This is a genomic window from Rubinisphaera margarita (genome assembly GCF_022267515.1).
Lineage (GTDB): Bacteria > Planctomycetota > Planctomycetia > Planctomycetales > Planctomycetaceae > Rubinisphaera > Rubinisphaera margarita.
In genome coordinates, this window is record NZ_JAKFGB010000014.1 from 51185 (window position 1) to 73866 (window position 22682).

Annotated in this window: 25 protein-coding genes and 5 tRNA genes; 3 read left to right on the forward strand and 27 right to left on the reverse strand. The window is 57.6% G+C overall.

Features of this window, described 5'->3' with window-relative positions; all coding sequences use genetic code 11:
• Positions 1–267 precede the first annotated feature (267 nt).
• The 16 genes from rplL to L1A08_RS13080 form a co-directional block, all read right to left on the reverse strand.
• Complete coding sequence (rplL, locus tag L1A08_RS13005; RefSeq protein ID WP_238756855.1) at positions 268–681, reverse strand: 50S ribosomal protein L7/L12; 414 nt, start codon at positions 679–681, stop codon at positions 268–270.
• A gap of 120 nt (positions 682–801) precedes the next feature.
• Positions 802–1335 (reverse strand): 50S ribosomal protein L10, encoded by a 534-nt coding sequence (gene rplJ, locus L1A08_RS13010; protein WP_238756857.1) that lies wholly within the window; start codon positions 1333–1335, stop codon positions 802–804.
• An 87-nt stretch (positions 1336–1422) separates the two neighbouring features.
• Positions 1423–2130: a 50S ribosomal protein L1 gene (rplA, locus tag L1A08_RS13015; RefSeq protein ID WP_238756858.1), complete on the reverse strand. Its 708-nt coding sequence runs from the start codon at positions 2128–2130 to the stop codon at positions 1423–1425.
• A 106-nt stretch (positions 2131–2236) separates the two neighbouring features.
• Positions 2237–2662, reverse strand: a complete 426-nt coding sequence (rplK, locus tag L1A08_RS13020) for a 50S ribosomal protein L11 (protein WP_238756859.1) — start codon at positions 2660–2662, stop codon at positions 2237–2239.
• A 103-nt stretch (positions 2663–2765) separates the two neighbouring features.
• Positions 2766–3329, reverse strand: coding sequence for a transcription termination/antitermination protein NusG (gene nusG / locus L1A08_RS13025; protein WP_238756860.1), 564 nt, complete (start codon positions 3327–3329; stop codon positions 2766–2768).
• 235 nt (positions 3330–3564) lie between these two features.
• On the reverse strand, positions 3565–3996 hold the full coding sequence (secE, locus tag L1A08_RS13030; protein ID WP_238756861.1) for a preprotein translocase subunit SecE: 432 nt from the start codon (positions 3994–3996) through the stop codon (positions 3565–3567).
• A gap of 100 nt (positions 3997–4096) precedes the next feature.
• A tRNA-Trp gene (locus tag L1A08_RS13035) sits at positions 4097–4169 on the reverse strand.
• 125 nt (positions 4170–4294) lie between these two features.
• Positions 4295–4450 carry a 50S ribosomal protein L33 gene (rpmG, locus tag L1A08_RS13040; protein ID WP_238756862.1) on the reverse strand — a complete coding sequence of 52 codons (156 nt, stop codon included), beginning with the start codon at positions 4448–4450 and terminating at the stop codon, positions 4295–4297.
• Positions 4451–4575: 125 nt separating this feature from the next.
• Positions 4576–5772: an elongation factor Tu gene (gene tuf / locus L1A08_RS13045; RefSeq protein ID WP_238756863.1), complete on the reverse strand. Its 1197-nt coding sequence runs from the start codon at positions 5770–5772 to the stop codon at positions 4576–4578.
• A 182-nt stretch (positions 5773–5954) separates the two neighbouring features.
• A tRNA-Thr gene (locus L1A08_RS13050) sits at positions 5955–6026 on the reverse strand.
• 87 nt (positions 6027–6113) lie between these two features.
• Positions 6114–6184: transfer RNA gene (locus L1A08_RS13055), tRNA-Gly, on the reverse strand.
• A 132-nt stretch (positions 6185–6316) separates the two neighbouring features.
• Positions 6317–6398 (reverse strand) — tRNA-Tyr (locus L1A08_RS13060).
• Positions 6399–6462: 64 nt separating this feature from the next.
• Positions 6463–6534, reverse strand: a tRNA-Thr gene (locus L1A08_RS13065).
• Between the two features lie 324 nt (positions 6535–6858).
• Complete coding sequence (locus L1A08_RS13070) at positions 6859–7887, reverse strand: tetratricopeptide repeat protein (protein WP_238756864.1); 1029 nt, start codon at positions 7885–7887, stop codon at positions 6859–6861.
• Positions 7888–8079: 192 nt separating this feature from the next.
• Positions 8080–9120 (reverse strand): hypothetical protein, encoded by a 1041-nt coding sequence (locus L1A08_RS13075; protein ID WP_238756865.1) that lies wholly within the window; start codon positions 9118–9120, stop codon positions 8080–8082.
• Between the two features lie 13 nt (positions 9121–9133).
• Positions 9134–10564, reverse strand: a complete 1431-nt coding sequence (locus L1A08_RS13080) for an MBOAT family O-acyltransferase (RefSeq protein ID WP_238756866.1) — start codon at positions 10562–10564, stop codon at positions 9134–9136.
• Between the two features lie 343 nt (positions 10565–10907).
• Between L1A08_RS13080 and L1A08_RS13085 the strand changes: the two genes are divergently transcribed.
• Positions 10908–11255, forward strand: a complete 348-nt coding sequence (locus L1A08_RS13085) for a hypothetical protein (RefSeq protein ID WP_238756867.1) — start codon at positions 10908–10910, stop codon at positions 11253–11255.
• Between the two features lie 37 nt (positions 11256–11292).
• Here the strand turns inward: L1A08_RS13085 and L1A08_RS13090 are convergent, their stop codons facing one another.
• Positions 11293–11559: a hypothetical protein gene (locus L1A08_RS13090; protein WP_238756868.1), complete on the reverse strand. Its 267-nt coding sequence runs from the start codon at positions 11557–11559 to the stop codon at positions 11293–11295.
• A 123-nt stretch (positions 11560–11682) separates the two neighbouring features.
• Here L1A08_RS13090 and L1A08_RS13095 point away from each other — a divergent pair, with 123 nt between their 5' ends.
• Positions 11683–12456 (forward strand): metal ABC transporter ATP-binding protein, encoded by a 774-nt coding sequence (locus L1A08_RS13095; protein ID WP_238756870.1) that lies wholly within the window; start codon positions 11683–11685, stop codon positions 12454–12456.
• Here L1A08_RS13095 and L1A08_RS13100 read toward each other — a convergent pair.
• From L1A08_RS13100 to L1A08_RS13140, 10 genes are all read right to left on the reverse strand, one after another.
• Entirely contained in the window at positions 12438–13226 is a 789-nt protein-coding gene (locus L1A08_RS13100; protein WP_238756871.1) for a tetratricopeptide repeat protein, read from the reverse strand. The genes L1A08_RS13095 and L1A08_RS13100 overlap by 19 nt on opposite strands.
• A 104-nt stretch (positions 13227–13330) precedes the next feature.
• Positions 13331–14353: a prolyl oligopeptidase family serine peptidase gene (locus L1A08_RS13105; protein ID WP_238756872.1), complete on the reverse strand. Its 1023-nt coding sequence runs from the start codon at positions 14351–14353 to the stop codon at positions 13331–13333.
• On the reverse strand, positions 14350–16188 hold the full coding sequence (locus L1A08_RS13110) for a C45 family autoproteolytic acyltransferase/hydolase (RefSeq protein ID WP_238756873.1): 1839 nt from the start codon (positions 16186–16188) through the stop codon (positions 14350–14352). The genes L1A08_RS13105 and L1A08_RS13110 overlap by 4 nt, the downstream gene beginning before the upstream one ends.
• A gap of 67 nt (positions 16189–16255) precedes the next feature.
• Positions 16256–16996 carry a hypothetical protein gene (locus L1A08_RS13115; protein WP_238756875.1) on the reverse strand — a complete coding sequence of 247 codons (741 nt, stop codon included), beginning with the start codon at positions 16994–16996 and terminating at the stop codon, positions 16256–16258.
• 376 nt (positions 16997–17372) lie between these two features.
• Positions 17373–17780, reverse strand: a complete 408-nt coding sequence (locus L1A08_RS13120; protein WP_238756876.1) for a hypothetical protein — start codon at positions 17778–17780, stop codon at positions 17373–17375.
• Positions 17781–17876: 96 nt separating this feature from the next.
• A complete protein-coding gene (locus tag L1A08_RS13125) occupies positions 17877–18311 on the reverse strand; it encodes a hypothetical protein (RefSeq protein ID WP_238756877.1) in 435 nt (144 codons plus the stop codon).
• A gap of 288 nt (positions 18312–18599) precedes the next feature.
• Positions 18600–19901 (reverse strand): hypothetical protein, encoded by a 1302-nt coding sequence (locus L1A08_RS13130; RefSeq protein ID WP_238756879.1) that lies wholly within the window; start codon positions 19899–19901, stop codon positions 18600–18602.
• A 204-nt stretch (positions 19902–20105) separates the two neighbouring features.
• Positions 20106–20498 (reverse strand): helix-turn-helix domain-containing protein, encoded by a 393-nt coding sequence (locus tag L1A08_RS22990; protein WP_390896880.1) that lies wholly within the window; start codon positions 20496–20498, stop codon positions 20106–20108.
• Positions 20495–20929: a type II toxin-antitoxin system RelE/ParE family toxin gene (locus L1A08_RS13135; protein WP_238756880.1), complete on the reverse strand. Its 435-nt coding sequence runs from the start codon at positions 20927–20929 to the stop codon at positions 20495–20497. The genes L1A08_RS22990 and L1A08_RS13135 overlap by 4 nt, the downstream gene beginning before the upstream one ends.
• Positions 20930–20997: 68 nt before the next feature.
• Complete coding sequence (locus tag L1A08_RS13140) at positions 20998–21552, reverse strand: RNA polymerase sigma factor (protein ID WP_238756881.1); 555 nt, start codon at positions 21550–21552, stop codon at positions 20998–21000.
• A 483-nt stretch (positions 21553–22035) separates the two neighbouring features.
• Between L1A08_RS13140 and L1A08_RS13145 the strand changes: the two genes are divergently transcribed.
• Complete coding sequence (locus L1A08_RS13145; RefSeq protein WP_238756882.1) at positions 22036–22614, forward strand: hypothetical protein; 579 nt, start codon at positions 22036–22038, stop codon at positions 22612–22614.
• Positions 22615–22682: the final 68 nt, after the last annotated feature.

A 22682-nucleotide genomic window follows, 5' to 3' on the forward strand; every position in this document is an offset into this window, starting at 1 on the left:
TAAACCGCCCCGCGAGTACGGACCCTCTTCGCGGCGCGGGAGAAGCGAATTTCTCAAACTTGAGGCGATGCAGCACGTAACGACCGAACAGCAGACCAATGGCAATCCCAGATTGCCAAATACTAACGCAGTCCGCCCAAAATGCAACAGAATGGAGAAAAAACGTGATTTCTCCATTCTGTTCAAGCAATTTGGGCACTGAAGATGCTCTTAACGAGCACCTCGCACGACAGCGATCAGCTCATCAGCAACACAACCGAGTCACGATTACTTGATCTCGGCGGTACCACCGGCAGCTTCGATGTCGGCCTTGACCTTTTCGGCGTCTTCCTTCGAAACAGCTTCTTTGAGCGGCTTCGGAGCGCCTTCGACCAGTTCCTTGGCTTCCTTCAGGCCCAGTCCCGTGATGGCACGGACGGCCTTGATGACGCCGATCTTCTGATCGCCGAAACCGGTCAGGATAACGTCGAACTCGGTCTGCTCAACTGCTGCAGCCGGGCCGTCGTCGCCACCAGCAGCCGGAGCGGCCATCATCACGCCGCCGCCAGCCGGCTCGATGCCGTGGACTTCCTTCAGGTAATCGCCAAGCTGCTTCGCCTGGAGCAGTGTCAGTCCAACGATCTGGTCGCCCAGGCTCTTGGTTGCATCGTCAAATTCAGTTGTCGCTTCGGCTGTCGCCATGACATTCCCCTCGTAATCAAAAAGTAACAGTATGTCCGCTGATCGTACCCTGCTCAGCACCTAAAGATCATGACAAATCGCGGCTAAGGTACCCCGCGTGTTTTCCAGTTTGGCCTGAGATCAGGCTTCGGTCTCGCCAGCCTCTTCGGCCTTTTCTTCCACGGCTTTGATGCAGCCGGCCAGCTTGCCGCCGGGGCCGAGCAGTGCTCCACCCAGACGTGCACCCGGGCTCAGAATCAGACCTGCGATCTGGGCGATCAGTTCCTGGCGGCCCGGGCTCTTCGAGAGTTTCTCGACGCCGGCCTTATCCAGAGCCTGACCTTCGACCGTCGCTCCCTTGAGTTCGAGTGGATCAATTTTCTTGACCCACCGTGTGATCTCCTTTGACAGAGCCACAACGTCTTCACCGCCCCAGACCAGAGTCGAGGGACCGGAGAGAACGTCACCCAGGGACTTGCCGGCGTCGCCAAGAACACGGCGAGCCAGTGTATTCTTCACCGTAAGGAGGTGGACGCCCTTTTCCTGAAGTGCGATACGGAACTGGTTGTCCGTCACGGCATCCAGGCGGGACGAGTCAATCACGAGAACTTCAGTCGCGCCTTCGAGGCGACCTTCGATCTCGTTCATCAACATCTCTTTGACTTTTTTGCTCATCGCAGCACCTTCACATCATTCAGATCAACACTGATTCTGATCACATCCAGGGCCGAATCGGCTCCCGCTGGATACCCGACCCTAAACTCAGACAGCCACGGAAATCCCGGGGCCCATCGTGCTGGACAGCGCGACGTGACGAACGTAGACACCCTTTTGTGCATTCGGCTTCAGCGAATTGATGTGCTGCAGCAGGGCATCGATGTTCTCGATCAGCTTTTCAGCATCGAAGGACATCTTGCCGACCACGCAGTGCACGTTTCCGCTGGAGTCGTTCCGGAACTCAACTTTACCGGCTTTGTATTCTTTGACGGCTCCGGCCACATCCTGGGTCACCGTGCCAGCTCGCGGCGATGGCATCAGTCCGCGAGGACCGAGCACGCGACCGAGAGGGCCAACGACACCCATCATGTCTGGAGAAGCGATGGCGACGTCGAAGTCGAGCCAGCCTTCTTTCAGAATGCGATCGGCCAGTTCTTTGTCACCGACGGCGTCGGCACCGGCAGCTTCCGCAGCGGCAGCCGCGTCGCCCTTGGCGAACACGATCACTCGCTGCGCCTTGCCGATTCCGTGCGGAAGAACGATCGAGCCGCGAACCAGCTGATCGGCCTGACGGGGATCAATCCCCAGCCGCACAGCGATTTCAACGGTCTGATCGAACTTGCAGGGCTTCACACCCTTCGGCAGGTCCGACTCGACACCCTTCAACTCATTAACAGCCTTCGCCAGATCAACCGTGCCCAGGGCATCGGCCTTGTCCCGCATGGCCTGAACTCGTCTCGAACGTTTTGCCATCTTCCCAAACCTTCAACAATATCTGACGCGCTACACTCTTTGAAACTGCTGCGGCGAAACGCCGACGGGGACCCCGCGGACCCGATACTGTGTTCTCTCGTGACGATTACTCGACGACTTCAATTCCCATACTGCGAGCCGTACCAGCGATCATGCGAGCTGCGTGATCGATGTCGGCGGCATTGAGGTCGCTCAATTTCGTCTTGGCGATATCATTCAGCTGACCCTGAGTCACGGTTCCGACCTTTTTGGTGTTCGGAGTACCGGAGCCCTTGGCGATTGAAGCGGCCTGCTTCAACAGCACAGCTGCCGGCGGACTCTTCAGCACGAATTCGAACGAACGGTCGTTGTAGACCGTGATAATGACTGGAACCGTAACGCCGGTCATATCCTTGGTTCGTTCGTTGAACTGCTGAACGAACTGGCCGATGTTAACCCCGTGAGGACCAAGAGCGGTACCCACTGGAGGAGCAGGCGTGGCCTGACCGCCGGTGACCTGAACCTTGATTTCCTTGACAACCTGCTTTGCCATTTCAACTCACCCTATATCGCCAGAAAACTGGCGGATTCTCATCGACCTATTTCACGAAGACTCTCTGCAACTGGCGACCGCCGAAACCAGCAGAGAACGAAGCTCAGATCTTCTCCACCTGCCAGTGCTCCAGTTCCACCGGAGTCGGGCGCCCGAAGATCTCGATCAACACACTGATTTTTCCGCTGGTGTCATCGATCGCTTCAACGGAACCTTCGAAGCTTTCGAACGTTCCCTCGTTGATTTTCACCGTATCACCCTCAGCCAGGTTGATTTTGACCTTGGCTGGTTCTTCTTCTTTCGTCTCTTCCTGACCGAGCATCCGCTCGATCTCTTCATCCTTCATCGGGATCGGCTTGCCAGCTGCTCCGGTGAAGTCACCGACGCCGCTGGTGTCGCGAACCAGGTACCAGGACTCATCATTCAGAATCATCTGAACCATGACATAGCCCGGGTAGAGCCGCTGCTCGCGAACCCGCTTCTTCCCGCTCTTGGTTTCGACCACCTTTTCCGTTGGAATGATGATCTCGCCGAAATACTCATCGAGATGATCCCGCTTGATCCGACGCAGCAGCGAATCCCGAATGGTTCGCTCGCGATTGGACTGAACCTTCAGCACATACCAACGCATCTCGGGCTGACCCAGTTCAGCCTCGTCTTCACGCATCGGTATGTCAGGTCTATCATCCATGGAAAGTGGTCCGCACCTTATCCGAATATTATTAATAGCCTCGAATCCCGAGAAGATTCAGCGAAAACGCGATCGCTGTCCCTGGGCTGCGAGGCAAAGAAACGGGGATTATGGAAATCTGCCCGTTGAATTTCAAGCCACAGGCCTGCATCCATTTGGAGAAATCACGGTTCAGTCCCGGATCGGGTCCAAACAGCGAGCTCTTCCGTGACTACATCTTCAGGAAGCCGAAGTACGTGAAGACATATCGCCAGATGACGTCGAACGCAAAGAGCGCCACGGCGAGTACAACCATCACCACGAGGACGACAATCGTTGCACGCCAGAGTTGCGACCACGTTGGCCACGACACCTTTTCCATCTCGCCCTGCACGCCGATCATGAAGTCGGCTGCAGGAGGATAGTTCACCACGCGATAGGCCAGCCAGCAGCCGACGACGGCTACTGCGGTCGAGATGCCCAGACGGGTCGTCTGGTCAAATCCACCCAGCACATTCACGGAGAGAGTCCAGGCAGCCACGATGAACACAGCGCCAATCGCGATGGCTGTCACCTGTCGCACCTGGCGACCCTGATTTCGCTTATACAGGCTGGCGGAGAACAATTCCGACAACAGTCCCCCAGACGACTTCGATCTCGACATACGTCTCGTTCCGCCAATCAATCTTGATTCAAGTCAGCCCCTGCGGGTGTCCGACTCACAGGGATGGCTGGGCAACGTCCTCTTCTGCCAGCCTGGTAAACACGGGCGGAGAGACTTGAACTCCCAACCTGCGGATTTGGAATCCGCTGCTCTGCCAATTGAGCTACGCCCGTAAACTCCAGTCACATCACGTCAGTCCGTTTTGATGCGGGCCAACCACAAAAAAATAACAAAACTGCCTCATAACGCCAAGAGCGAACGCCTTCCGGCAATTCGCCTCAGCCTGCGAGAGCAGATGTTACTTCTTGCGTGATTCTTTATGCAGCGTGTGACGACGCAGCTTCGGGCAATACTTCATCAGTTCGAGTCGCTCGGTGCCGCGCATTTCTTTCGGAACGCGATAGTTCCGCATACCGGTTTCCGTGCATTCCAGCCACACATACTCGCGAGCCATGACAGCTACTCCACAAATCGCAGCCGAAGACTCACGGCTGGGCTAACTTGAACTGAAGAAAACCAAGCCTCGCCCTTGTAACTACGCAAGAGCGAGGCTGGTATAAATTCACAATCGCTTCCAGATTACTCGAGAATCTTGGTCACGACGCCGGAACCGACGGTACGTCCACCTTCGCGAATAGCGAAGCGGCTACCTTCGTCCATGGCGATCGGCTTCTGGAGTTCGACTTCCAGAGCAACGTTGTCGCCAGGCATACACATTTCGGCTCCGCCGAGCAGCTTGGTGCCGCCGGTCACGTCCGTGGTGCGGAAGTAGAACTGAGGGCGGTATCCGCTGAAGAACGGAGTATGACGACCCCCTTCTTCCTTGCTCAGAACGTAAACTTCGCACTCGAACTTGGAGTGAGGAGTGATCGAGCCGCCGGCAGCCAGACACTGACCGCGCTCGATGTCGTCCTTTTCCACCCCGCGGAGCAGCAGGCCGACGTTGTCGCCAGCCAGACCACTGTCCAGGGTCTTGTTGAACATTTCGACGCCAGTCACGGTCGTTTCGCTGGTCGGACGCAGGCCGATGACCTGCACCTTGTCGCCAACGTTGACCTTGCCGCGTTCGATACGACCAGTAGCCACGGTACCGCGACCTTTGATCGAGAAGACGTCTTCGACAGCCATCAGGAATGGCTTGTCAGCTTCGCGAGCCGGTTCCGGAATATCGGAATCGAGAGCGTCCAGCAGGTTCTGGATACAAGCCGTCGAAGCGTCGTCCGTCGGGTTTTCCAGAGCAGCCTTGGCGTTTCCGCGAACGATGGTGATGTCATCGCCGGGGAAATCGTACTTGCTCAGCAGTTCGCGAACTTCCATTTCGACGAGCTCGAGGAGCTCTTCGTCGTCGACCAGGTCGCACTTATTGAGGAACACGACCAGAGCAGGCACGTTCACCTGGCGAGCCAGGAGGATATGCTCGCGAGTCTGAGGCATCGGGCCATCGGCAGCCGACACCACCAGGATCGCGCCGTCCATCTGGGCGGCTCCGGTGATCATGTTCTTGACGTAGTCGGCGTGACCCGGGCAATCGATGTGTGCATAGTGACGATCCATCGACTCATACTCGACGTGACTCACCGCGATGGTCACAGTCTTGGTATCATCGCGGACAGTACCACCCTTGGTGATTTCAGCGTAGCTCAGTTCCCGGGCCAGCCCCTTGGCTGCCTGAACCTGAACCAGCGCTGCAGTCAGGGTGCTCTTTCCGTGGTCGATGTGGCCAATGGTCCCAACGTTGACGTGGGGCTTTTTCCGCTCAAAGACTTCCTTAGCCATCTCTTGTTTTTACCTCCAATAGACGGTCCGAGCCCCGATACTGCAGGGCCCGCAAGTTTTAATACAAAATTCTCTCACCCCAAATCGATGACGCGGGCGATCGCAGCGGTGAAATCCCGCGAGCACCCGTTTCGAGGTAAAGCAACCCGCCACACCTCTTGAGCAAGCCTTAAGCTGGCCAAAGCTGCTGATGGGACTTGAACCCATGACCTCTTCCTTACCAAGGAAGTGCTCTACCACTGAGCTACAGCAGCAGCGATGTTAACCTCGCCGCCCCTCGACACTCTTCCTGATTGAGCTCAACCGAAGCGAGCACATCCGTTGCGAGTTTCCCTCTGAAGAGCGGGTGAAGGGAATCGAACCCTCACGACCAGCTTGGAAGGCTGGAGTTCTACCATTGAACTACACCCGCGTTCGCACGCCTTTTCAGGCGTTAGCCGTTTTCGCATGTCTCGCGAATACGACAATTCGAAGCCGTATTCCGCAGAGATTAGCAACTTGACACCCGTTTCGGCAACTGTGCGCCGATTCGTGGTCCATCGAGTGGGGGTGACAGGATTCGAACCTGTGAAGGCTGAGCCATCAGATTTACAGTCTGACCCCTTTGGCCGCTCGGGAACACCCCCCCGAATTTTTGTCGATGCTGCAACGACCGCGTAAAACGTGATCGGCTCTCAAGGCATCGACGAGAGCTAGCGGAGGGATTCGAACCCACAACCACCGGTTTACAAAACCGGAGCTCTGCCGTTGAGCTACGCTAGCGAGTTTCTGTGCCGGAAGTTTCGATCCCGTTCAGGCGGTCATCGAAACAGCACCAGATCCGACGCGTGCACGAACAGTCTCCTTCCGCAAGCCGCGAACTATAACGTACTGGCCGGGGCTTGCAAGTCAAAAAACAGAACCACGCGGAAGGAGGCGATCGGAACCCCTCGCCGAGTCGGGGCGCTGGACCTGAGGAAGTCGAACGCCGGCGTTTTGTTTTTCTTCTGAACCTGCAACGTTCAGTTGTGTGAAGTTTTGACACGACTGTCAAGATGAGGTTCCGCCGGACCTGATAATTCTCGACCGGTTTGTCTCACATCTTGATCAGAAATCGCCGGGTGCCGAACTCCATTCCGGAGGAACGATGTCGACTTCGGTCTGTTCAATGGCCTGGAGCAACCGATCGGCCGCGAAGACCGGGTTCATTTCCACGTCATCAATGAAGCTCCGCACTGATCCGTGCTGCCCTTTTTCATGCGAGACGGACACGACCGGATCGACATACGCGGTTTGCGGAATGGTCCCTGTAATCGTGGCGTAAAGGCGCTCGGCCCGGTCGTCCCACTGATGAGCGTCGGCCAGATTCAGCAGAATTTCCAGAGACTGCTGCGACGTGCCCGCTTTGTAGTAAGCGTAGGCGAGCCGGTAACGGTCCCGCGGAGACGAGGTTTCCATCAATGACTCGGCCAGTTCGAGATGTTCGACCGCATCATCCCAGCGGCCGGCCTGACCATAGGCAATTCCGAGATTCACCTGCGTTCGGGCTTCGTCTTCGAGGGAGAGATTCGACCTGGCGAGTGACCGCAGAATCGTGGCGGCCCGCGTCGGCTCCGATCGAGCCAGCATCATCTCAGCCAGTTCCAGCGTCGCTTCGGGATGGTTCGGCTGCACCTGCAAAACGTGGTAGTAGTCGGCCATGGCCTGCTGATGATCGGCCTGCTTCCGTGCCAGTCGAGCCGACAGAATGATCGCCTCGATGTTGTTCGGAATTCGGCGCGTCGTCTCCTTCAGAGTCTCCTGGGCCTCGTCGTAATCGCCTTGCAAATAATACAACTGAGCCAGTCGCAGATAGCCATGCGGATCGTGAGGCTGCAGTTCGACATACTTTTTCTGTTCGTCAATCGCCTGCGGGAAGTTGTCCTGGTGAATCGATAACTCAGCCAGGTTCCACCAGGTCTCAGCATGTTTCGGCTCGAGTTGAACGGCATCATTCAGGAGGTTTCGAGCTTCGTCGAGTTCTCCCGACTGCTGCGCGGAGAACGACTGCTCGATGAATGTCCGGCAGATTTCCTCGTTTTTCCCCTGATTTCGCTGCACCCAGCAGCAGCCTGGCAGCAAGAGCAGGGCGCACAACGATCTCCACAGTGCGGCTCGGAGGCTGAGCGCAGCGGAAGTGTCTGCAGGGGATGATGGGCCCGGTCGTGGCATGACCAGAGTGGAATCTCGGAAGGAAGGGAGAGGGGAATACTCAGGAGATGAGCCGTAATATACCACCCAGCCGCTTTGCAGGTCGAGATGGCTCCCGCCTGCAAGTCCCTTCGGCAGTCAGGGCAAAGTGGCGATGCCAGGAAATTTGGCGCCAGGCTTTACCGGCAGCTGACAGAGATACGGCTCCGATTTGCCTACCAGGGCAGTCGTGTAGAGTCGGGCGGCGTCTTCGTCCATGTGCAGTCCGTCGAAGAACATGGTGACTTTGAGGCCGGGAACTTCGCGGCAATCGACCAGTTCCGCCGAGGTGCTGTGGACCACGTCGAGCATTGCCTGATCGAATTCGTAATACTCCGGCACCGGCATCGCAGCGAGGATCACCTGCACCTGATTTCGTTCCGCCATGGCGACGAACTTCAACAGTCGCTCATAAGAGGGCTCCTGTTCGACGACTTTCCCGGCATCCGCGGCCATTCGAAGATTCAGTTCATCCATCCCCGATCGATACGAAGGAATGACCATGTCGAGCACCCGGCGTTGAATCCGATCTCGATTCGCGAACGCAGCGGACATGCTGCAAAGCGTGAAATACGCTCGCTCTTCAAACGTCTTCAGATCGAACTGGCCCAGCTCGGCTGGCTGTCTTCCGCGGCAGTAGTAATACGCGAGGCGATCGGGATGATGCGACGGAGCGTCCCGCAGATGCCCGCCCTCAAAGCCGATCACAACGACATCGGGAACACGCTCGGGTTTGTCGAAATAGCTCTGATAGGCGTAGTACCAGTCGGCCAGAGCCGTGTTGTCGGGGTTCACCTTGACGGCCCGGAGGGGCTTTTCGGTGTTTTCGCCAGTCAGTTCAACGAACAACTTCTGATCCACGCCATAGCGAGTGAGCGAGTTCCCCAGGAAAAGGACGCGCAGCTCGTCTTCAGGGCCTGCAGCCAGTTCGCGGGAAAGACGGTCGAACGACTGCAGATGCGAGATGTCTTTCGAGAGGACATCGCCGCGAATGCGAAAGCCGAACTCGAGCATCAGGAAGCAGAGAATCACGACGCCAAGCACACGCCACTCGGTCCGCAGCGGCCGCTTCCGGCCCGGAAGTGCTTCGGAGGGCGGTTTCTGTAACTCAGGTTCAGGGGATGTCAGAACGGCGGTCATGGCTTTGCCTGAATCAGAACTGGAAGTAGATGAACGTCGCGGCGGCCGGCGGCGGGAAACAGAGGCACATCATCAGGGCATACGTGCAGGCCAGTCCGCGCCAACTCCAGTGGACGGCTGGAACGTCATCGACTCGCGACTGCCACTCTTCCCAACACTCGAACAGCATCAGCGGTCCAGCACAGAAAACGAGCATGCCGAAGGTCATCGATGCCAGCGGCGACCAGTCGAGATTCGTGGCCAGAACGGACAACATCCCGGCAGCCTGCCCGATCGACTCAGCTCGGAACAACAGCCAGGTGAGACAGACGAAGTGGAACATGAGCACAATCTGAGCTGTACGGGTCAACAACCCGAGTGGAGTCCACTGCGCTGGTGTCACCGCTTTCGCATTCTCTCCGGCGAAGTAGCGGTATCCGCAGAGCATGGCGCCATGCACGGCTCCCCAGGCGATGAAGGTCCAGTTCGCTCCGTGCCACAATCCGCCGAGAAGCATGGTCAGCATCAGGTTGCGGTAGGTCATCAGCGAACCACCGCGATTGCCGCCCAGCGGAATATACAGGTAGTCCCGCAGCCACTGGGACAGACTGATGTGCCAGCGTCGCCAGAAGTCACTCGGGTCGACGGCGAAATACGGTCTACGGAAGTTGACCATCAGATCGAAGCCGAGCCATCGCGAGATTCCCCGGGCAATTGCCGAGTACCCGGAAAAGTCGCCGTAGATCTGGAAGGCAAAGGCATACACGCCGACGAGAACTTCCATTCCGGTCAGTTCGGAAGTCGGCGTCTGGAAAATGGCGTTGACCAGCACGGCCATGTTGTCGGCCACGACGATCTTCTTGAACAGACCGAGGACGACCAGATACAGCCCTTCTCCAAACGCGTTCCGATCCCACTGGCGAGGTTGAATCACCTGCGGCAGGAAATGCGAGGCCCGTTCGATCGGCCCGGCGACAAGTTGCGGGAAGAACGAAACATACACCGAAAAGTCGAGCAGACTCCGCGTCGGCTGGCAGTGGCCCCGGTAGACGTCGATGGAGTAGCTCATCGTCTGGAACGTATAGAACGAGATCCCGACGGGCAGAATGATATTCAAAGTCGGCAGCAACAGCGGCACGCCCACGGAATCCCCGAGGGTGGCGAGTTCCCCGGCGAAGAAGTTGAAGTACTTGAAAAACGCGAGGATGCCCAGGTTCGTCCCGAGCGAAATGGCGAGCAGCGTCTTCCGTTTCCACGAGACCTGGCAGTCGTGAATCCGCAGGGCCAGCGTATAATCAACGAGCGTTGAGATGGCGATCAGGCTGAGAAACCGCCAGTCCCAGCAGCCGTAGAAATAGTAACTGGCAAGCAGCAGAAGAACATTCTGTCCGCGATGTTTCAGCCGGTAATACAGCAGAAACACAACAGCGTAGAAGAGCCAGAATGCAAAACTGTTGAACAGCATGGGGATTTTCGACAACGCGGTGAATCGTGGCACGCAGTGATGTCGGAATTCGACAACACTTGCTGATGAAGCCTAGTTCAGCATTGCGGGAATGCGGGAAAAACCGTCAGACCGGCCCCTTGGGACGACTCGCCCGCTGTCGACTGGCATCGATTTTGCAGGTTAGTCTGAAACCGCGGATTGTTAGAAAATTTCCCTTTTCGCGGATTGCAGCAATAATTCCCCTCACGACCGATTTCCGGTTTGAAATCCAACCGCGGTCGTGCAGGCTGAATGTTGGGGAATCGAGCGGAAAGCGACCAGAATGAAACCAGGTCGCATAGACAGATTCAGGAGTCAGATCATGAAAGCCATATTTGCGATTCTCGCCAGCGGACTGCTCTGCTTCGCCGTTACCGATACGGCTGAAGCCGATCGCTACAGCTGGCGTCCGAGCTGGAGCCGCGACTACAACAGCGGCATTTACGACAGTGGCTACGGCAACAATTATCGCGTGCCGAGCTACAACTACTACAACCCGTACGGCGGCGGCTACAACTACAACTACAATTACAGCCCGTATTCGTCGTATTACGGCCCGCGGAACACCCCGTATTCCACCTTCTACGGACCGCGGAACTACCAGTACCAATACCAGTATCAGACGTTCCCTTACCCGAGCTATCAGTATCAGTACCACTACAACTACTGATGCTGATTGCGGAGCGACCACGCTGGGTCGGGCGATCTCAGCCCGGCCCGACAGTGTGGAACACGTCGACGACCCACCACTCAATGTACGGGCCCAGGACGTAGTCCATCAGGGGTTCCGGACACCACAGAAATAACGGGGCATACAGATAGAAGACGGAATAGAATTCGTCGTATCCCGTCGACTCGCGCAGCCAGAATGCGAGTCCGAACAGCGGCCCGCTCGCCAGTACGTAGACGAGCGGCAAGCAGGCAATGGCCAGCCAGATCCGGTGGCTTCCCGATCCTTTCTCCGCGTCGCTCATCGCCGCCACTTTCTCTGGAATGGCTTCAGATCCGGTTCCTCTCCCTGTAGGATGACGCAACAGCGGCAATAATGCTGCCCTGCTTTTTCGTTCCACAACGATTTCTCAAGAACCGGCACGCTCGTGAACACCACGCCCGCCATCCTCGACGTCCACGATCTCACGGTCGCTTACCGGCATCGTCCGGTGCTCTGGAACGTCGACTTCGAGATCCACGAGCCGCAACTGCTGGGCATCGTGGGGCCCAACGGAGCTGGCAAAAGCACGCTGCTCAAATCCATTCTCGAACTGGTTCCCTCCGTCTCGGGAAATGTCTCGCTCTTCGGCCAGTCGGTCTCCGACGTTCGAACCCGGATCGGCTACGTGCCGCAACGCGAAAGTGTCGATTGGGACTTCCCGATCACCGTCCGCGAGACCGTGCTCATGGGAACCTACGCCAAGCTCGGCTGGTTCCGTCGCCCGGGAGCCAAACAACGCGAGCTCGCCGAGCAATGCCTGGCCGATGTCGGCATGGAAGCGTTCGCAAACCGGCAGATCGGACGCCTCTCCGGCGGTCAGCAGCAGCGCGTCTTTCTGGCCCGGGCCCTCGCTCAGGATGCCGACGTTTATTTTCTCGACGAACCTTTTGCCGGCGTCGATGCTGCGACTGAAGACATTGTTCTTGGCGTTCTCCGCCGGCTCCGGGATCGCGGCAAACTGCTCATCGTTGTGCATCACGATCTGCTGACTGTCCAACGATCGTTCGATTCCGTGCTTCTGCTTAATGGCCGCCTCATTGCCTGGGGCCCGGTCGAAGAAACACTCACTTCAGAAAACCTGAAACGCACCTACGGCGGTCACCTGCCGATTCTCGACCACCTCGGCGTCGCCGTGGCCGATCAGTCCCGCTCGGGCTGAGCCTTCTCGTTCTGCCACTTCGCATGCACGCGAGCCACGTGCCACATGTACCGGCTGATCCGGTCGTTCTCCGTGTGATTCTTCCACGCGCGTTGAATGTGTTCTTTCGCCAGCGCTGGATTCCCATGAGCTTCATGGTAGAGCCCCAGATACAGGTCGGCGTAGAACATCCGGAAGGCCCGTTCTTCCGCGTCCGGCTCTCCAGCGTTCGCGACTTCGAGCACCTTCTCCGGCGTCGACTTTCCCTGGAACAGAGCATAGACCTCCATCAGCGGCACGCGGGGATCATTCCGAATCGGCAGCATCTCCTTCCGAGCCGCTTCGAGATCCTGATCGCGAGCCATGCAGATGTAACGCCAGACGGAATTCTCGACGTCGTTGTCGTGGTAAGTCTGATACAAGGCGAACTGCTCAGCCCCTTCCTTGAACATCCCGGCGTAGTAGTGAGAAATTCCCCGCTCCCACAACCGCCGCTCGCCTGCCGGGTTCAGTTCCACGTACTTGTCGAAATCACTGACCGACTCTTTGAAGTTTCCGAGCCGAAACTGGTACACACCTCGCAGATACCACGCCTGCGGATTCTCGGCATTCAGCTCGATCAATTCCGTCAATCCATCGACAACGGCCTGATTCTCCTCGGCCTTCATCGCAGCCGAAATCCGCTGCTGAATCTCCGCCGGATCGACGGCCTTCTCTTCGGCAGCGTAAATGCCGAATGCAGACACCAAAAGACCGAAAGCAACGGCCACGAAAAGCGATCGAGTCATCATCCAGCATTCCTGTCTCAAATGTAGGCGGGGATAGCCGCAGGCGGATCCCAGCAAATCCGCAGTCCGATTCATTCTCGTAGCGGCGGGTGAACCAAGTCTTCCTCTCAATCGGCTCTTTCCTCGTGAATTCGCTCGATCTCGTCATGAATATGCGTGAACACCAGCGGCAGATACACAACGCCGGAGTAGTGATTGGCCATCATGCGGATATGGTGCGAGCCCGGCAGCTGCATCGTCTCGGCAAGGAGAATCGAATTCCGCTGCGGCACCACTTTGTCATACACACCCGAGTAGAGCCACGTCCGCTTCGGGTCGACGCGATGAGCGATCCGTGTTGGCTCGACCAGCTGAATCACTTCCTTCAACTTGTCATCGACCAGCCCGTACTCGGCCAGTTTCTCTCGGACCTTCGCCGCGTCTTTCTTGCCATTCATAACAATGTCGTGCAGGTCGCCGCCGGCCAGCATCAGGAAGACGGCGTCATAACGCGTATCCAGACTGGCCGCACTGGCCGAAACGAATCCGCCGAGACTCGTTCCCTGGAGAGCGATTGTCCGCTCATCGACATAAGGCAGCACTGAAACCGCATCCCGGGCCCGCCGAACATCCGCAATCGCCTGCCGCATCGCCGTCACCTGATGGGCTCCCCGCTCCTGCTCCGGATAGCGACGATGCCCGTAATACGGCAGATGAATCAGAAAGGTGTGAAACCCCATCTTCCGCAGACTGACCGCGAACAGCCGCCCGACATGCATCCCGCTCCCCGATTCGTGCACGACCACAATCGCGGGAGCCTCAACGGGCTCACCGGCTTCATCGCGGGCCTGGTACCACTCGAGCGAAACGACATCGTTGATCCGGTCACTCGATGAAACAGGAGAAGGAAACTGAACGAGCCGATCGCCATGGTCGGACAGCGGATCCCGCTCGATCACCTCGAACGTCCCCGGCTGCCAGCAGAGTCCATTCAGGCAGTCGTTGGCATCATCCGACGCATCGGCTGCGATCTGAAGGCTGTCCGTCACCGTGCGCGCGACCGGTTCGCGATCGATCGTCGCGGGCTCGGCTGCTTCCCCAACCGAGAGCATTGCCAGCAACAGCGTGAGAGAACGGAGGGATCGGTTCATCGAACCTCCTCCGTCGCGGGAGTCGACTCCGGCTGCATCGATTCGAGGAGTTCGTTCAGATCGAGGCGCACATACGGACGCTTAGCCGCCGGGGCCTTGTGGCTCGCGTTGGCCACGAACACAATTCCCTTCGCCGGCACGAACAGAGCGTTGTGCAGATTCGATTCCATGGCTACCGGTCTGCTCATCAGCCAGATCGCCGTTTCTTCATCGATACGCCCGTGCCGCTCTTTCACCCGGCTTCGCAGCGTCTCCAGCCGACTCCCGGCGGAGAGCACCACGGCATCTTTAATGCCCGGCCCGAGTCGCTCGTGGGCCTGTCCGGGATGCACGAACTCGATCGCCTCCGGCGTCGCCGCCACGCCAACCGCTTTGTTCGTTTTGCCATCGGCGAACACGTAGTAATACTCACACGTTCGCGGACTCGTTTCCCACAGCGTCATCACTTCCTGCAGTGACGTACATTCTTCGAGAGCCCGCCGCATCAGCGTCGCCATCGGCACGCCATCCCACTCCCCTTCGCCGCGACCGCCCATCTCGCCGAGCGAAATCCCGGCTGCGTTCATGCCTGTCACGCTGCCGATGAACCCGGCGTAGCCAACATTCACGAACGGCTGCTTGCCATCGATCGCGACCACAAACGTCGTCGCTCCGTCCTGCAGGCCGATCGTGGTCATGTAATCGAGGACGCGCCCGTGATACAGCGTTCCGTCGGCCGTCGCACTGTCGAAGACCGCGAAGCCCGAGCAGTGAAACAACTCGGGGAAGACGTTCAACGCCTGGGCCAGTTCGATGTCGATTCCAAGCGTCTCAGCCATCGCGGCTGTTTCCCGTTTGTGATCGTCCGGAATATGCGGCGACAGCCGGGCATACGCATCGCTCAGATCATCTTTGAACCACCGCCCCGTGCGGATCGTGTTGACGGTCCCGAACGCATAAAGCACCGAATCGATCGTCTTCATCGCTTCGCGGCGGAGCAGCCGGGCATGAGCGACGCCGACTTCTTCCGGCGTGCCCGAAAGCAGCACGACGCGCTGACCGTTCATCCAGCGCAGTTCCCCGTTCTCAATCACCGCCGGCTTCTCACGCGGGCTCTTCAATCGCTCCGACGGAGCCAGAATCTCCAGCGTCCGTCGCATTCCCCGGCTCAGATGCCGCTCGAGTTCTTCGCGTTCGATCTCAACCACTTCAAACCCGTCCGGCACGGTCCACTCCGGTGCATTCGGCTCCTCACTGGAAACGCCGAACTCGACACGAACATCGCCGACGGCGACAACACCCGATCCACCCGGGTTGAATCCCAGCGTGACTTGATCATCGAAGTTCCAGGCGTTCTCCGCGGCGATATACTTTGGCTTGAGCTGGGCGGACAACACACTCAGCAGGTTGTCGGCTCCCAGCATCCACAACGGAAAGTACGTGCTGACAGACGTATCGGCCGTGAGCATCCGCGTCAAAATCTCGGACGCGGCCAGGTGATCTTTCGTGTGCGTTTCGCCCGAACCAAGATAGGCCACCTGATGATGCGGCAGAGCAAACGTCGTGGTCTCAGCCGTCCGGTTCAGCAGAAACGAATAGTCCGCATGTGTGGCCGCGAGATGATAATCGCCGTTGCCGTGAAGCCGCAGCAGCACATCAATCTTCTGGGGCTTGCCATCAATCGGGGCCTCGATCTCAGCGGTGAACGTAAAGGCTTTGCACTCGCCTGTCACGCACTGAAGCAGCGGACGGAGCCCATCGGCCAGCTTCACCGAGCCGGCTTCCTCAGCTCGACCAGCACCTGCCGTCGCGAGCAGCAGTAACGTCATCAATAACAGCGAACGAACACAAATCATCCCCGGAGTTCCCCTGTCCAAAACACAAATCGGTCGGGCATACTACTGCCCCGACAGTGTACTGGTTTCACCAATCCCGGGGGAACTCTGGAACGGATCTGGGCGACCGGTCGAAGCTCAGTCTGCAGTGCATTCGAACAAGATCCAGGAGCGGCTCCAGTTGACCATTCATCGATCGAGCCGTGAAGTGGCCGGTCAGGGCGACCGTTGTTTTCCGCCACTGGCCCACTCGAAAAGGCCCCTGCTCACCGACGACCATTCCGGGAAACAACTCGCAATAGTCCGGCCAGAACTGCTTCCCATACCCAACCACCAGTCGCGGTTCGTGTTGTTCCATCAACTCTCGCAGCAACTGAACCCGATCTGGTTTGACGGTGCGATAGTAGTCCTCCCGCGATGCGAACTGCGGCAGTAGTTCCTCATAGTCCCAGCGACCAATCCGTGGCTTCGGGATCGGCATTAGTTCCACGAGCAGCGAGTCGCCTTCGAACCGGCCGAGCTCCTGAGCCTGGTACGCACGAATCGCCTCGCGATCAGCCGGCCGATTTTGCAGCCGCAGCATGAGATACGACATCGCCCGCCATGTCCGCTGAATGACCGGCCGACCGGCATGAAACTTCGTCACCCCCAGCAACCGATGCGCTCTCTCCAGATCCTCCACCGGCTCAAACTGCAGACGCACCCGCAAATTCGCCTCACCTCCGCCCCCTTCCTCCATGCCAAGAAACCAGATCGAGGCGGAGAGGGAGCCGTAGCCGATGAAGTTGAGGAGATGGTTGAGGTGGGCCTCTGTGATGGGACGCGGCATCAGGGTTGCATTGACCTTCTTGATGAAGAGATACTCAATCGATTCTTTATTGAGACGTCAAATGGATTCTGCCAGTGCCAGTTAATTGCACGATCGATGACATCGTCACGGAAGTGGGTCGGTCAGAGTACCAAGTTCAGTTGACGATCGGGGATCGTCCTCGGCAACTTATGGTCAAAATCATTCCCGGCGTGATTCGGAGCTACGAATCACCCGATTCAATCTTCCGCGGTCCCGAAGCCAATCGCTGTATACTTCGTCGAGACATAATCAGAGCGATCGCAGCGTTGGAGAACAGCCAACAGATTCAGTTCCCAAGAGACGTGGAGCTGCAGGATGACATGGTACCGTGACGAACAAGAAATCGTGTCTGTTTCTACCAACGCTCCCATGCCCCAGTGCGACTTGTCGACGACCTCAGCACCCGAAATCGCGGCCACTTTCCGCTCGTGTCGATATCGCCTGTCACATGCAATTGTGCCGGAAGATTCCGTCGCCAGTTTTCCGCGAAGTGAGCCTGAATCGAAAAGCGATGCCGTTCCGGATTGAGGGTCCGTTGAAACCGCAGTCGCACATCGACATCCTCTTCGATGTCGAACTCGTCCCGTCCCGCGGACGTAATCGAGAACTTCGGAATCTCCTGCTGCCGCACCCAAACTGCGATTCTTGCCACGAACTGCTCTGACGTTTGCGCGAAGATCCGCTTCAATTCTGACTCAAGAATCTCCTCGACGAGACATTCCACAACCGACCAGTGGGGCTCGAATTGATCAACGGCGATCATTGGGAATCATCGCGTGAAAGGTCCGCAAGAAGTCTCGCGTCGAACGGTAATCGCCAAAAGGTTGAAGTTCTCTAACCCTACACCACTCCGGTCGAGCTACTCCCAATTCTCCACGTTCGGATTCGGCGTCTGCTGTTCAATCTTGCCGATCACGTCGTACGCGTGCAGAACTCGATACGTTCCGCCTCCTGCCATCTCGGTCTCAACCGCAATATAGTTTTCGTAGATCTTCATCGTCGAATTCCCGTCCCCCGGCACCAATCCTCCCAGAGAGCCGTCGGGATTAGGGGGATGACCGGGGCCTGTGAAGTGGACCCAAACCACATCCGTGAAAAGCAGATCGCCCAGGGCGGCGTCTCGAGGGGCAGGTGTCGAAGGCCGCCGCGAGGCGACCGTTTGCGGGACGAATTGCACCTCATCGGTCGAGTAGAACTGCGAAGGCTGTGTCTGCCCATCGCCGTGGAGCAATCGCGGTCCGGCGATCAGTGCTCCCAGAATCAAGACCGCGGCGAGCTTAACGGACGTCTGCATCAGAGGACTCCTTTCAGTCGGACACGAACACGAACAGACCGCACAACAGCAGTTCGGCATCGAGCTCTCAATTCCCGAAATCATACACAGAAACGTGTACACGGGAATCGCAAAGTGTCCTGACGAGCAGCAGCTCGATCTTCTCCCACTTCGCAAATCGGCAGGCAGCAGCCGATGCGGGGCCGGTGAATTGCAACCGGATGGAGTACAGCGACCAGGATCTCAGAAGACGCGTCCAACCGTTATTCCGATGGAGGAATTGGTGCCCCAGCCGCGTTCAGCACGGAGTCAATCTTGTTTTCGCAGCGTGAATGTGCCCTGGTTTTTGCTGCCTCGCCACGTAAAGTCGATTCGAGTTCCCCGGTCATCTGTGACAATCGTTCCTTCGTTATCGCCCCCCGCGCTGCCCTTAACCACTCGAACGTCTTTGACTTTCCAGCTCACTGCACTGCCGCTTGCGGCGCCCGACACTTCACGCACCCAGCCTTTACTCTCAAACCTCGCTTTGAACCGATCTCCGCTGCGCTCGAGCACTGTGAGTTCAAAGTCTGCGAACTTGGATTCTCCTTTCCAAACGGAGCCAGTACGGAATGGATCCTCGGCTGTCGCGTCTTCGACCATGGTCCGCGTAACCGCAGGCACTTCATACGGGCCGACCGACGGAATCTGCCGCCGAAACACATCCATCACGGCCTTGTAGATGTAGGGATTATTTTCGTCCGCTCGCTGATTCTTTTCGGACCAGCTTTCGTAATTCAATTCCTCAAAGGCAACATCATCCAGTTTGCCGAGTTCGATCACGATGTCGCGCATGATCTCGGCTCCCAGCAGCGACCGATCTCGGAGCACGGGGGTTCCATCGGAATATCGGAGCCGAGAAAGTTTCTGCCCCAACAGCTTGTCTGTCAGCACGAGACCACGGTCCGTTCGACGCGCGATCGGATTCCACAGGACGTGCTCCGCGTCGTACCTCATTGTCGACAAATGCTGTAGATTCTGGAGTTTTTGCGGCCAGGGGCCGCGCGGCGAGTATTTGACTTCCCCGAGACCTTCCTCCGCGAGCGCATGCTCAGCCCAGCGGGCCATCCCTTCCAGATACCACGAATTCTTGAAGTACGTCGTCCCATACTGCACCAGATGGAAGGTTTCGTGCGCAGGCGTAATGTTCTTGATTGGGTCGAGCTTGCAGTTGATCGCCATCACGATGGCCCGGTCCGTCGCGTTGCCTTCGGGAATCAGCCGCGCACGCTGCGATTCATCGAACGCCAATCCGTTTCCGCCCCCCAGATCCCGGAGGCTGACCTGAATGCAGGTCACGTTCTTGTAGCGTTCGCCTCCCAGCGGATTGGGAAAACCGAGCACCTCGCAAAACAGATGATGAGCGGCCCAAATCTGCTTCGCGATGTCTTCCACGCGATCCGGCACCCCCGAGCGATCGATGTCATCAAGTGGTACGGCATCCTTTCCTTCTTTGCAGTAAAAGACACGCACCGGGTCGAGGACATAGTGTTCGTCCAGGACCGTTTGTTCCTGGGCCGTTGCGGTGGCCCCGGAGACGAGGACAGCGAGGAGGACTGTGGCTGAAATCATGAACCGTCGCACCCGACGTTGAGTTCGTTGCATTGCAGTAACCCCGACTGAGAGTCCCATCGAACCAGTTCTGACAGCGGGGCACCCCGCTTGATTCAACCGGGATGGCGCAGCCACAAGAGGTTTCACATTAACATTGCCCTCACCCGAATGCGACCTCCTGCCGACTCCGTCGGCCGCGGTAGCGGAGCAACCGGAGGCGGCTCAATTACGAACCACGATTTGACGACTTCCCGACGGCTGCTTCCGAATTTCGACTCCTTTGAGTGTGATCTCGGGAATACCGACAGTTCGACAAAGGATCTCCGGATGCTGGCTGAAGACCTCAATGAGCCGAAGGCTTGATTCCGATGGTTTCCGACTTCCCTGCTCCCAACTTTGAATCGTCTTCGTCGATACGCTGAAGAGTTTGGCGAACATCGCCTGGGACATTCGAGTTTGCAGCCGAATAGCAGATAGTGTCTGTGGAGCAATTTCAGGAGGAGCTTCTGGCACCTCCGTTGTTCGAAGTTCTCGTTCCCCCTTCGCGTGCTCGATTCCCTCCTCCAGGCCTCGGGCGAGACGTTCAAATAACGGTGATCGCTTCTTCTTAGTCATTTCTTCGGTCCCTGATGTCTGCCTGAAGCAGCTCGAGCTTCGCGTTTGAGTTGATCCGCAAGATTTGAAAGCAGCTTTCGTTCCGCAGAGGAGAGATCATCCTGCTCGTCTTTGCCGTAACCATCGAGCATGTAGAACCATTTCGCCTCCGGAATGTAGAGGTAGATGATCCTGAACCCGCTTCGTTTTCCTTTACCTCGCCGAGAATCTCTGTAGCGAACTTTTCTCAGCCCCCCGCAACCCTTCATCACGTCGCCCGCTTGGGGATTGGCCATCAGCAGTTCCTGCAATTGCGAATAATCTTCATCTGACAACTCCTCGGTAATCCATTCTGTGAACTCGGTTGTCTCAACAAAGATTGCTTTCATGTGATGAATACTATCCCACTGAGTGGGACCCTGGCAACTGGATTTCCTGCGCTCATGGCGCACAAAAAACAGCTCCGGCGGGCACTTGCCCGCCGGAGCTTCTCACTCAGCGTAAAGGGTTACGAAATCATTCAGGCCGGCTGCATGTCGGCCAGTTGTTCCCGGAGTCGGTGCCGGGCGGTGTGGAGACGTCGCTTGATCGTTCCCACCGGGCTCGAGAAATGATCGCTCATTTCCTGCAGCGACTGACCCTGGAAGTAGAACGCCATCAGCGTTTCCCGGTCGAGCGGCCGCAGCTTGTCGATGCCTTCCCGCAGCTGGACGGCCTGTTCGCTGGCGATCAGACCTTCCCACGGTTCGCTGCCCCGGGTTTCCCCGACGCCGGCGAACATTTCCGGCGACTGAGCCGATTCCGGCGGTCGTCGCACGGCGTGGTTGATCGACAGGCGGACCGCGATCCGGTGCAACCAGCCGACGAACCGTTCCGGCTCCCGCAGCTGATCGATCTTCCGCATGGCTCGCAGGAAGATTTCCTGGGTCACTTCAGCGGCTTCGGCGCTGTTCCGCAGACGCTTCATGACGACGGCGAAGACCGATCCTTCGAATTCCCGGACCAGTTCTCCGAAAGCAGCCCGGCTGCCAGCCTGAGCTTCCTGAACAAGTTGAATCAAACGCAGTTCTTCCATGGCTCTTGCCTTTCCTGACAAGAAACGCCATTACCCGCGTGCAGAAAGTGCCCCGCCTTTCCGGGGACGTACGGCTCTGCAGTTCTTCCGGAAGACGCAACAGCTGCAGGGAAGCAGCGGAATTCCGGTGCGAGGAAATGGTGTTGTTGATGAAGCGCACCACCGCAAACTCAGGTCAGATCGCTTTCAGGCGATCCACTGGTCTGCGGGCCGAACAACGGCAGGCGCGGAAGGGTCTTTCCCGGTTAGGAAAGAGATCCGCTTAATGCCGGGACAAACTGTCCTGACATGCCGCTGCGGGGCAGACTCGACGGACGACATAGAACGGAACAACACAGTCGCATCATTGACATGCGTCCGGGCTGGGGCCGGCGATTTCTGCCGTTATCCCCCGAGCCGTTCCAATATCGATCGGAGTCCTCGCTAAAGAGCCATTGCTCCAGACAATGCCGATGGACGCCGACGATACCACGGACGCATACGATGGCCGTTGCTTTCACAGCGACTGCTGCGGTTGCTTTTACGGTTGCGTCAATTTTCGTGGTGATAGTCAGCATCGTCACACCCTCCTGCGGCCTGGCCGCAGTGTCTGGAAAGAAAGAAATGTTTGTTTCGCTAGAGTTCCTCTGGAATTCCCGGCCAGGCGATGGGAACGTCCACATCGTGAGCCCGGGAAAGAAAATCAGTGAAACCGCCCGCCTCCGTGGGGAGACCTTCCCCGTCGCGGAGCAAAGCAGCTTCACGTACCGTGTTGACAATAATAACGTCCCGACGGTTCGCGTCATTTCGGAATTTGTTCGACTTTCGAGAAAAAAGCCGGATAAAACCCCTGTTTCGTGTCGGAATACTGGTTTCTGGCCGGGCAAACGCCAATTCTCCCTCCGGATTACGGCGTGTCTGGTGAAGGTTTTGCGAAGCTTGCCTGAAGGACGAAAATGCAGCCGGAACGGCGGAATGATCAGAATTCCTGCTGGAAAAGAGTCTCCGGACATGCATAAAAGTTGTTTGATAAGGCGGGTCGGGAATGGACTCGCGATTTGCTTAACAGTTGGAATCGACTAAACTTGCGGGCAAATACCGGGGTCCGTCAGTTCATGGGAACCGGTTGGGGCTCCAGGCATGAGCTTCTG

Excerpts from the sequence above, each read along its gene's own strand:
- rplL (WP_238756855.1), bottom strand. The coding sequence starts at position 681 with ATGGCGACAGCCGAAGCGACAACTGAATTTGACGATGCAACCAAGAGC.
- rplJ (WP_238756857.1), bottom strand. The coding sequence starts at position 1,335 with ATGAGCAAAAAAGTCAAAGAGATGTTGATGAACGAGATCGAAGGTCGC.
- rplA (WP_238756858.1), bottom strand. The coding sequence starts at position 2,130 with ATGGCAAAACGTTCGAGACGAGTTCAGGCCATGCGGGACAAGGCCGAT.
- rplK (WP_238756859.1), bottom strand. The coding sequence starts at position 2,662 with ATGGCAAAGCAGGTTGTCAAGGAAATCAAGGTTCAGGTCACCGGCGGT.
- nusG (WP_238756860.1), bottom strand. The coding sequence starts at position 3,329 with ATGCGTGAAGACGAGGCTGAACTGGGTCAGCCCGAGATGCGTTGGTAT.
- secE (WP_238756861.1), bottom strand. The coding sequence starts at position 3,996 with ATGTCGAGATCGAAGTCGTCTGGGGGACTGTTGTCGGAATTGTTCTCC.
- rpmG (WP_238756862.1), bottom strand. The coding sequence starts at position 4,450 with ATGGCTCGCGAGTATGTGTGGCTGGAATGCACGGAAACCGGTATGCGG.
- tuf (WP_238756863.1), bottom strand. The coding sequence starts at position 5,772 with ATGGCTAAGGAAGTCTTTGAGCGGAAAAAGCCCCACGTCAACGTTGGG.
- L1A08_RS13075 (WP_238756865.1), bottom strand. The coding sequence starts at position 9,120 with ATGACCGCCGTTCTGACATCCCCTGAACCTGAGTTACAGAAACCGCCC.
- L1A08_RS13080 (WP_238756866.1), bottom strand. The coding sequence starts at position 10,564 with ATGCTGTTCAACAGTTTTGCATTCTGGCTCTTCTACGCTGTTGTGTTT.
- L1A08_RS13085 (WP_238756867.1), top strand. The coding sequence starts at position 10,908 with ATGAAAGCCATATTTGCGATTCTCGCCAGCGGACTGCTCTGCTTCGCC.
- L1A08_RS13090 (WP_238756868.1), bottom strand. The coding sequence starts at position 11,559 with ATGAGCGACGCGGAGAAAGGATCGGGAAGCCACCGGATCTGGCTGGCC.
- L1A08_RS13100 (WP_238756871.1), bottom strand. The coding sequence starts at position 13,226 with ATGATGACTCGATCGCTTTTCGTGGCCGTTGCTTTCGGTCTTTTGGTG.
- L1A08_RS13105 (WP_238756872.1), bottom strand. The coding sequence starts at position 14,353 with ATGAACCGATCCCTCCGTTCTCTCACGCTGTTGCTGGCAATGCTCTCG.
- L1A08_RS13110 (WP_238756873.1), bottom strand. The coding sequence starts at position 16,188 with ATGATTTGTGTTCGTTCGCTGTTATTGATGACGTTACTGCTGCTCGCG.
- L1A08_RS13115 (WP_238756875.1), bottom strand. The coding sequence starts at position 16,996 with ATGCCGCGTCCCATCACAGAGGCCCACCTCAACCATCTCCTCAACTTC.
- L1A08_RS13120 (WP_238756876.1), bottom strand. The coding sequence starts at position 17,780 with ATGATCGCCGTTGATCAATTCGAGCCCCACTGGTCGGTTGTGGAATGT.
- L1A08_RS13125 (WP_238756877.1), bottom strand. The coding sequence starts at position 18,311 with ATGCAGACGTCCGTTAAGCTCGCCGCGGTCTTGATTCTGGGAGCACTG.
- L1A08_RS13130 (WP_238756879.1), bottom strand. The coding sequence starts at position 19,901 with ATGATTTCAGCCACAGTCCTCCTCGCTGTCCTCGTCTCCGGGGCCACC.
- L1A08_RS22990 (WP_390896880.1), bottom strand. The coding sequence starts at position 20,498 with ATGACTAAGAAGAAGCGATCACCGTTATTTGAACGTCTCGCCCGAGGC.
- L1A08_RS13140 (WP_238756881.1), bottom strand. The coding sequence starts at position 21,552 with ATGGAAGAACTGCGTTTGATTCAACTTGTTCAGGAAGCTCAGGCTGGC.
- L1A08_RS13145 (WP_238756882.1), top strand. The coding sequence starts at position 22,036 with ATGGCCGTTGCTTTCACAGCGACTGCTGCGGTTGCTTTTACGGTTGCG.